Below are 3,765 nucleotides of genomic sequence, written 5' to 3'. Positions count from 1 at the left end.
CGAAGACCCGACCCTGTCGCGTCTGACGCTGACCACCGTTGGCCACGATGAAGTCATCGAGCAGATCACCAAAAACCTGAACAAGCTGATCGAAGTGGTCAAGCTGGTGGACCTGTCGGAAAGCGCTCACATCGAGCGCGAACTGATGCTGGTCAAGGTCAAGGCCACTGGCGCCCAGCGCGCCGAGATCAAACGCACCACCGATATTTACCGTGGACAGATCGTCGATGTCAGTGCCAGCGTGTATATACCGTTCAATTGACCGGTACCAGCGACAAGCTCGACAGCTTCATTCAGTCCATCGGCACCGCATCGATTCTGGAAACCGTCCGCAGCGGCGTGACCGGCATTGCCCGCGGCGACAAAGTACTCAGCATCTAAACCAAATTAGTGAATGGCCTGAACGGCCTGGATATATAGGGGAATTTCATGAAAGTTTATTACGAAAAAGACTGCGACCTGTCGATCATCCAGGGCAAGAAAGTTGCCATCATCGGTTACGGTTCCCAGGGCCACGCCCAAGCGTGCAACCTGAAAGACTCCGGCGTGACGTTACTGTTGGTCTGCGTAAAGGTTCGGCCACCGTTGCCAAAGCTGAAGCTCACGGCCTGAAAGTGACTGACGTTGCTTCCGCCGTTGCTGCTGCCGACCTGGTCATGATCCTGACTCCGGACGAGTTCCAGTCTGCTCTGTACAAGAACGAAATCGAGCCGAACATCAAGAAAGGCGCCACCCTGGCCTTCTCCCACGGCTTCGCGATCCACTACAACCAGGTTGTTCCGCGTGCCGACCTCGACGTGATCATGATCGCGCCGAAAGCTCCGGGCCACACCGTACGTTCCGAGTTCGTCAAGGGCGGCGGTATCCCTGACCTGATCGCGATCTACCAGGACGCCTCGGGCAACGCCAAAACGTTGCACTGTCCTACGTGCTGGCGTTGGTGGCGGTCGTACCGGCATCATCGAAACCACCTTCAAGGACGAGACTGAAACCGACCTGTTCGGCGAACAAGCCGTTCTGTGCGGCGGTACCGTTGAACTGGTTAAAGCCGGTTTCGAAACCCTGGTTGAAGCTGGCTACGCGCCGGAAATGGCCTACTTCGAATGCCTGCACGAACTGAAGCTGATCGTTGACCTCATGTACGAAGGCGGTATCGCCAACATGAACTACTCGATCTCCAACAACGCCGAATACGGGAGTACGTGACTGGCCCGGAAGTGATCAACGCCGAGTCCCGTCAGGCCATGCGCAACGCCCTGAAACGTATTCAGGACGGCGAATACGCCAAAATGTTCATCAGCGAAGGCGCAACCGGCTACCCTTCGATGACCGCCAAGCGTCGTAACAACGCCGCTCACGGTATCGAAATCATCGGCGAGCAACTGCGCTCCATGATGCCGTGGATCGGTGCCAACAAGATCGTCGACAAAGCCAAAACTAAGTCGTCATTCTTGTAGGGAAAACGCGGCCTCGGCCGCGTTTTTTCGTTTGAGCTGGTGGTTCTGGTATAAAGCTGCAGCGTTTGTGGCCGAACTGTCGTCCTCAGGCACCTGTCGAAATTTCTCCAAACCGTTGCAAGGTAATGTCCATGAGCGAACGTCCCGAAGAGCCGAACAAGGCTTCTGACGCCGAAAGCCTGCTGCCCATCGATGAACACATCGAAGAAGGGCACGACGCAGAAGGTCGTAAAGTCCGGCATCGTGGTATCTATCTGCTGCCGAATCTGTTCACCACTGCGAACCTGTTCGCAGGGTTTTATTCCATCATCAACTCGATGAGCGCCCAGGCTGCCCTGAGTGCTGGCGACTCGGCGAACGCGAGCAAGTATTTCGCGTTTGCCGCGATCGCGATTTTCGTCGCCATGGTGCTCGACGGCCTCGACGGTCGTGTGGCGCGCATGACCAATACGCAGAGTGCCTTCGGCGCCGAGTACGATTCCCTGTCTGACATGGTCGCGTTCGGTGTTGCGCCGGCGTTGCTGGCGTTCGGTTGGGCATTGGGCGACATGGGCAAGGTCGGCTGGATGGTCGCCTTCATCTATGTGGCGGGGGCGGCGTTGCGTCTGGCGCGCTTCAATACACAGGTTGGCACGGCTGATAAACGCTACTTCATCGGTCTGGCCAGTCCGGCGGCTGCCGGTGTGGTCGCGGGTATTGTCTGGGCGTTCAGCGATTACGGCATTCAGGGTTCGAAGATGTCGTTTCTGGTCGCACTGATGGTCGCGGCTGCCGGCATGCTGATGGTCAGCAACATCAAGTACAACAGCTTCAAAGAGCTGGACTTGAAGGGCCGTGTACCGTTCGTAGCGATTCTCGCCGTTGTGCTGGTGTTTGCCGTGGTGTTCAGTGACCCACCGCGCATTCTGCTGTTGGTGTTCCTCGCCTACGCAGCTTCCGGTCCGGTGCAGTACCTGTTGCATCTTCGTCGGCACAAAAAAGCCGAGTGATGTAATTTCACGCATACTCCGCAGTCTATGGGTGCATCTGTCCTCCAAAGCTGCGGAGTTGTCATGCTGATCAAAATCCCCAAAGCGTCTGACTGCCATGAGTCGGATGTCACGCCTGAAAATATCTATCTCTCTCGCCGCCAATTGTTGGGGGCTACTGCTGCCGGTATTGCCGTCAGTAGCCTGCCGCGCTGGGCCAGTGCCGAGGATGCCGCCCGATACGCCGATGTCGAGCCCGGCAAAGCGCCTGCCTGGTTTGACGAGAAGCTGTCGTCTACCCAGTGGGGGGCGGTCAATGTCAAGGATGAGGCGATCACGCCTTATAAAGATGCAACCCACTACAACAACTTCTATGAGTTCGGTACCGACAAGGGTGATCCGGCGGCGAATGCTGGTTCGCTGAAAACTGAACCGTGGAGTGTGGTGGTAGACGGGGAGGTGGATAAGCCAGGGCGATATGCGCTGGAAGACTTTATTAAACCGTATCAGCTGGAAGAGCGTATCTATCGCCTGCGCTGTGTAGAAGCGTGGTCGATGGTCATTCCGTGGATCGGCTTTCCAATCTCGGCGCTGCTCAAGCAAGTTGGGCCGAACGCCAATGCAAAGTACATCCGCTTTGAGACTCTGCAGGATCCCAAAACCATGCCGGGGCAGCGCTCTGGGTTCGCCTTGATCGACTGGCCCTATGTAGAAGGCTTGCGTCTGGATGAGGCGATGAATCCGTTGGCAATTCTGGCGGTGGGTATGTATGGCCGCGAGTTGCCGAATCAGAACGGTGCGCCGCTGCGTTTGGTAGTGCCTTGGAAGTATGGCTTCAAGAGCGTCAAATCCATCGTGCGTATCAGTCTGGTCAGCGAGCAGCCGAAAACCACTTGGCAGAGCATCGCGGCGGATGAGTATGGGTTTTACGCGAATGTGAATCCAACGGTTGATCACCCACGCTGGACGCAGGCGCGGGAGAGACGGTTGCCGAACAGCCTGTTTAAACCGAACGTGCGCGATACGCAGATGTTCAATGGCTACTCGGATGAAGTCGCTTCTTTATATACAGGGCTCGATCTGCGGAAGAACTATTGATGCGGTATCCGTTCTGGCGTATAGGCGTTTTCATCGCGGCGGCAATCTGGCCGATGCTCTGGCTGTATCAGGCGCTTGAGGATTTGCTTGGGCCCGATCCCGGCAAAGTGTTGGTGGATCGGCTGGGCTTGGGAACATTGGTGTTGTTGTTGATTACCCTGAGCATGACGCCTATGCAGAAGCTGACCGGGTGGGCGGGGTGGATTGCCGTACGCCGGCAGTTGGGGCTTTGGTGTTTCGCC

General features: G+C 56.7%; 3 protein-coding genes and 2 pseudogenes (1 of these 5 only partly in view). All 5 read left to right on the top strand.

What is annotated here, in order from left to right; all coding sequences use genetic code 11:
• Window positions 1–381: pseudogene (gene ilvN, locus QOL84_RS29390) on the top strand (acetolactate synthase small subunit); the annotation flags it as partial.
• A gap of 48 nt (window positions 382–429) precedes the next feature.
• Window positions 430–1,457, top strand: a pseudogene (gene ilvC / locus QOL84_RS29385) (ketol-acid reductoisomerase).
• A 131-nt stretch (window positions 1,458–1,588) separates the two neighbouring features.
• Window positions 1,589–2,446: a CDP-diacylglycerol--serine O-phosphatidyltransferase gene (gene pssA, locus QOL84_RS29380; protein WP_016983477.1), complete on the top strand. Its 858-nt coding sequence runs from the start codon at window positions 1,589–1,591 to the stop codon at window positions 2,444–2,446.
• A gap of 63 nt (window positions 2,447–2,509) precedes the next feature.
• Window positions 2,510–3,523, top strand: a complete 1,014-nt coding sequence (gene msrP / locus QOL84_RS29375) for a protein-methionine-sulfoxide reductase catalytic subunit MsrP (RefSeq protein WP_283438681.1) — start codon at window positions 2,510–2,512, stop codon at window positions 3,521–3,523.
• Window positions 3,523–3,765: the start of a protein-methionine-sulfoxide reductase heme-binding subunit MsrQ gene (gene msrQ, locus QOL84_RS29370; protein WP_129395522.1), read on the top strand. It continues 381 nt past the right edge of the window; the window shows 243 of its 624 coding nt (coding positions 1–243); the start codon lies at window positions 3,523–3,525; its stop codon lies beyond the right edge, outside the window. Before msrP ends, msrQ begins: the two co-directional genes overlap by 1 nt.

The organism is Pseudomonas helmanticensis (assembly GCF_900182985.1).
Classification (GTDB): Bacteria; Pseudomonadota; Gammaproteobacteria; order Pseudomonadales; family Pseudomonadaceae; genus Aquipseudomonas; species Aquipseudomonas helmanticensis.
The sequence above is the reverse complement of the archived record's forward strand: the minus strand, read 5'-3'. Positions and strand labels throughout refer to the sequence as shown.

Excerpts from the sequence above, each read along its gene's own strand:
- pssA (WP_016983477.1), top strand. The coding sequence starts at position 1,589 with ATGAGCGAACGTCCCGAAGAGCCGAACAAGGCTTCTGACGCCGAAAGC.
- msrP (WP_283438681.1), top strand. The coding sequence starts at position 2,510 with ATGCTGATCAAAATCCCCAAAGCGTCTGACTGCCATGAGTCGGATGTC.